The organism is Kitasatospora sp. NPDC007106, assembly GCF_040634455.1.
Lineage (GTDB): Bacteria > Actinomycetota > Actinomycetes > Streptomycetales > Streptomycetaceae > Kitasatospora > Kitasatospora arboriphila.
The window spans coordinates 1-4,064 of the sequence record NZ_JBEYFP010000548.1 but is presented as its reverse complement, the minus strand read 5'-3'; the positions used below and the strand labels follow the sequence as shown (position 1 = coordinate 4,064).

The following is a 4,064-nucleotide window of genomic DNA, read 5'->3' as shown; positions in this document are numbered from 1 at the left end:
CCGGGGCGCGGGCGCTGATCGGCGCACTGCTGGACGGGACGGACGCGGCCCGCGCCGGAGCCGCCGCCCGCGCCGCCCCGGCCGGATTCCGGCCACCGGAGGGTCACCGGGTGCTGGGCCTGGCGGCCCGCGGCCACCGGCAGGCGGTGCCGGCCCGTTCCACCGCACCGCCGCTCGACCGACTGCCCGACCGACTGCTGGGTCGGGTGCCGGGCACCGTCCTGGCGGCCGAGCTCCGTGGCGGTCTGTTCGCGCTGCTGGCGGTGCCGCCCGCCCCGGACCCGGTGCGTGCCGTCCGGGCCGTGCTGCAGGAGGCGTCCCCGCCGGGAGCGGTGGTCGCCCTCGGGCCGGCCGTCCCCGCCGCGGCCGGCTGGGTCCGCTTCGGGGAGAGCCTGCGGGAGGCCGTCGCCACCCTCGGACTCGCCGTCACCGTGCCGTCCGCCGAGCCGTGCGGCCCCGGCCCGCAGCAGCCGTACGTCACCACTGCCCGCGCCTTCGCCCTGGAGCGGGAACTGACCCGTTCCGGCGGCCCGGAGCGGTGGTCCCGGCTGGCCGGGGACGTGCTCGGCCCGCTGCTGGCGTGGGAGTCCCGGCACGCCGGCGACCTGGTGCGCACCCTGGAGGTGCACCTGCGCCACGGCTGCTCGCCGACCCGCACCGCCGCCCTGCTGCACATCGGCCGGCAGTCGCTCTACCAGCGGCTGGAGCGGATCGAGGGGCTGCTCGGGACGGCGGTCGCCGACCCCGAGGCGCAGGCCGAACTGCTGCTCGCCACTTGTGCACACCGGCTGCTGCAGGCCCGCCGGGCCCACTAGGACGTGTCTTCAAGGCGTGTGGATGCCACACAGGTGCCCCCACGCGCCCCTGAATCGACCACCCGAGCGCCCTTCGAAGGCGGTTCCCAGCGGTCGTCCGACGGACGGTCCGTCACCGCCCGGGCTCCGGGCGCCCGTGGCCGGGACGACCCGTTACCCCCTTGTGCCGCGACCGCGACCCCGTAGGCGATCATGGGGTGCGCCCGGCCCGTAGGCTGGGGCCATGCGAGATGTTGCGGCGGGGATCGGGTACCTCCTCAAGGGCCAGCGCTGGGTGGCCCGGCACGGGCGCTGGTGGGGCTTCGGGATGATCCCGGCGCTGATCACCCTGGTCGGGTACGCCGGTGCGATGACGGCGCTCGTGCTGTACGCGGGCGACCTCGCCGACTGGGCGACGCCGTTCGCCGACGGCTGGGGCTCGCCCTGGCAGGGCCTGCTGCGAGGTGCGCTCGCGGTGACCGCGGTCGCCGTCGGCGGGCTGCTGTCGGTGATCACCTTCACCGCGGTGACCCTGCTGGTCGGCCAGCCGTTCTACGAGTCGCTCTGCGAGAAGGTCGACGAGACGGAGGGCGGCGCTCCGGCCCGCCCCGACGTACCGCTCTGGCGCGAGCTGTGGATCTCGGCGCGGGACAGCCTGTACGTCCTCGTCCGGGTCGCCGCGATCGGCCTGGTGCTCTTCCTCTGCGGCTTCCTGCCGGTGGTCGGCCAGACCGCCGTCCCGGCGATCGGCATCGTGGTGTCCGGCTACTTCCTGACCGCCGAGCTCACCGCGGTGGCGCTGCAGCGCCGCAGCGTCCCGCAGAAGGAGCGGCTGCGCCTGCTGCGGTCCCGCCTCGGTCTGGCGCTCGGCTTCGGCGTGCCGCTGGTACTGCTGTTCCTGGTGCCGTTCGTGACGGTGCTGGCGATGCCCGGCGCGGTGGCCGGCGCCACCCTGCTGGGCCGCGACCTGGCTCCGGTGGAGCCGTCGGACGAGACGTCGGACGAGCCGGACGACGACGAGGAGGACGAGGACGACGCCCGCGGCAGCGGCTCCGCCCCGGCCCACCGATCGGATCACGCCATCGACCTGGGGAAGTGAAACCACAGCGAGTGACGGCGATTTGACTTTCCGCCACCGGGTGGAAGATAAAAGCCGTCATGAGCGCACCGGCAGGCACCCAGGCCACCGCGACCCCGCCCGCCCCCGCGGGCGTCGACCTCGCCGATCCCGGCTTCTGGCGGCTGCCGGAGGCCGACCGGTCCGCGGCCTTCGCCGAACTCCGGCGCCTGGACGGCCCGGTGCGCTTCACCCACCGGGCCACCGGCCGGAGCTTCCTCGCGCTCGTCCGGCACGCCGACGTGGTCGCCGCCAGCCGCACCCCGGAGGTGTTCATCAGCGGCCCGGGCGTGACCACGCCCGAGCCGGCCCGCTGGGTGCGGACGGTGTTCGGCGACTCGATGGTCAACCTGGACGACCCGCGCCACGCCGACCTGCGCCGGATCGTCTCCCGCGCCTTCACCCCGCGGCTGATCTCCCGGGTCGAGGAGGACATCCGCCGGGTCGCGGTGCGGATCGCCGACGAGGTGCTCGACCGCCGCCCGGAGGACTTCGTCACCGCCGTCGCCGCGGAGCTGCCCTACCAGGTGATCTGCAACATGATGGGCATCCCCGAGCGGCAGCGGCGGCAGATCCTCGCCCAGGTCAACCACGCCTCGGAGCACACCGGGGTGGCCCGCGGCCGGCTGCGGGTGCCCGGGCGGGGCCTGCGGGCGCTGGCCCGGATGCAGTTGGTGATCGCGGCGCTCGGCCGCGAGCGCCGCCGCCGGCCGACCGAGGACCTGATCTCCGCGCTGGTCACCGCCGACGTCGACGGCCGCCACCTCAACGCCCGCGAGCTGGGCGCCTTCTTCTCGCTGCTGCTGGTCGCCGGCGTGGAGACCACCCGCAACGCGCTCGCCCACGGCCTGCACCTGCTCACCAGCCACCCGGCCCAACGCGCCCTGCTGACGGAGGACTTCGACGCGCGGATCGGCGGCGCGGCGGAGGAGATCGTCCGGCACTCCAGCCCGATCATCCAGTTCCGCCGCACCGTCGCGGTCGACCACGTCCTCAACGGCACCCGGCTCGCCCAGGGCGAGAAGGTGGTGCTGTTCTTCGCCTCCGCCAACCGCGACGAGGCGGTCTTCACCGACCCGGACGCCTTCGACATCACCCGCTCGCCCAACCCGCACCTCGGTTTCGGTGGCGGCGGCCCGCACTTCTGCCTCGGCGCCTACCTGGCCCGGCAGGAGATGAAGGTGCTCTTCCGCGAGCTGTTCACCCGGATGCCCGAGCTGCGCTCGGTCGGCGAGCCGGTGCTGATCCCGTCCAGCTTCGACCACCGGGTCCGCTCGCTGCGCTTCACCTTCTGAGCCCTCGGAGCTTCCTGAGCCCTCGGAGCTTCCTGAGCCCTCCGGGCTTTCCCGAACCTACCCGACCTGCCCTTTCGCGGCGCGGCCGGCCACCCGCAGTCCGTACGGTTCGCACCCGGTCGCTTGTCCGCTCCGGCAGGCGCCGCCGCCCACCGCCTCCCCCTACCGTCCTGGCATCCCACCAGGACGGACGAGAGGCGCGCACCGTGCAGGTGTCCACCACCGAGTGGCTGATCCACGACTACCGCGAGGACGACCTGGCGGCGGTCGTCCATCTCATCGACACCACCGCCGGCCTCGGCCAGGAGTCGGTGTTCTCGCTGGCCGAGTGCATCACCGCGCTCACCTCCCGGCAGCCTGCGGTGGTCGCGGTCAGCCGCGGCGCCCCGATCGGCGCGGCCCTCGCCCACGTCGCGGGGGACCGGGCCTGGGTGATGCGGATCGCCATCGCCCCGGGCTGGCGCGGCCGCGGACTCGCCAGCGCCCTGCTCCGCGAGCTCGAACGCCGGCTGGTGGACCGCCGGGTCCGGCGGATCGCCTACGTCCTGCCGGAGGAGGAGCAGCTCGGCGAGGGCCTGCACAACGCCGGGTACAGCCGCCGGCCGGCCGTCGCCTACTTCGAGAAGACCGAGCCGCAGCACGGGCCGTCGGCCGGTCTGCTGGAGGAGCTCGGCGGCCGGGTGCTGCCCGGCGACCTGTGGCAGAAGGTGGCCGGCATGGAGGCCGAGAAGGCGCTGATCGAACGCCGGGTGGTGCTGCCGCTCGCCGAGCCCGAGCGGGCCGCCCGGCACGGCGTCCGGCCGCCGCGGGCCGTCGCGCTGTTCGGCCCGCCCGGCACCGGCAAGACCACCTTCGCCC

4 protein-coding genes are annotated in these 4,064 nt (G+C 75.0%); all 4 read left to right on the top strand.

Annotated features, from left to right (window positions below; translation table 11 throughout):
- Positions 1-815 (top strand): helix-turn-helix domain-containing protein (locus ABZ641_RS28125; protein WP_359986123.1); only part of this gene is annotated, 815 nt, incomplete at its 5' end.
- Between the two features lie 223 nt (positions 816-1,038).
- On the top strand, positions 1,039-1,893 hold the full coding sequence (locus tag ABZ641_RS28120; protein ID WP_359986120.1) for an EI24 domain-containing protein: 855 nt from the start codon (positions 1,039-1,041) through the stop codon (positions 1,891-1,893).
- Between the two features lie 59 nt (positions 1,894-1,952).
- Positions 1,953-3,206 (top strand): cytochrome P450, encoded by a 1,254-nt coding sequence (locus ABZ641_RS28115; protein WP_344623663.1) that lies wholly within the window; start codon positions 1,953-1,955, stop codon positions 3,204-3,206.
- Positions 3,207-3,418: 212 nt separating this feature from the next.
- Positions 3,419-4,064, top strand: a 646-nt coding sequence (locus ABZ641_RS28110; RefSeq protein ID WP_359986117.1) for a bifunctional GNAT family N-acetyltransferase/ATP-binding protein, incomplete at its 3' end; no start/stop codon positions are given.

Bases quoted from the DNA above. Each gene is read 5' to 3' on its own strand.
- ABZ641_RS28120 (WP_359986120.1), top strand. From the start codon at position 1,039: ATGCGAGATGTTGCGGCGGGGATCGGGTACCTCCTCAAGGGCCAGCGC.
- ABZ641_RS28115 (WP_344623663.1), top strand. From the start codon at position 1,953: ATGAGCGCACCGGCAGGCACCCAGGCCACCGCGACCCCGCCCGCCCCC.